The following is a 656-nucleotide window of genomic DNA, read 5'->3' as shown; positions in this document are numbered from 1 at the left end:
GGGAGATATTCATTGGCAGCCAAACTTAGAGATTGGCTATCTTGATCAACATCTTGTGGTTGATAAAACTCAGACGATTAGAGAATGTTTACAATCGGCATTTAATGAGTTGTTTGAAGCTGAACGTGAATTATTTTCTTTGTATCAAGAGATGGCTGAATCTGCATCGCCTTCTTTGCTTCGCCGAGTTGCTAAGTTACAAACGGAATTGGAAGCCCAAGGCTTTTACGCCTTACATGCCCAAATTGAAAGTGTATCCGCAGGGCTTGGTATACAGCAGTTGGGACTGGATACTCTAATGAGTGCGTTAAGTGGTGGGCAACGCCATAAGGTCTTATTAGCGCGCTTATTGTTGCGTGAACCAGACGTCTTATTGTTAGATGAGCCGACTAACTATCTTGATGCAACTCATATTGAGTGGTTGAAGAGTTATCTCAATGCTTATGTAGGAACCGTACTGTTGGTGTCTCATGATGTGAGTTTCCTGAATGCGGTTACTACCTGCATCTGTGATATCGACTATCAAAAAATCCAGAAATACACCGGCTCATACCACAAAGCAATGGCGCAAAAGCGACACAACAATTCGCTGTTGGAAAAAGAGTACCACGCACAGCAAGTTGAGATTAAGAAACTGGAACAGTTTATTGCGAAAA

1 protein-coding gene is annotated in these 656 nt (G+C 42.1%); it reads left to right on the top strand.

Annotated elements, in window-relative coordinates; genetic code table 11:
- The coding region (locus R8N49_RS27825; RefSeq protein WP_318190535.1) for an ATP-binding cassette domain-containing protein at positions 1 to 656 on the top strand (656 nt) is incomplete at both ends.

The sequence above is a fragment of the Vibrio sp. 1978 genome, assembly GCF_033344345.1.
The sequence above is the reverse complement of the archived record's forward strand: the minus strand, read 5'-3'. Positions and strand labels throughout refer to the sequence as shown.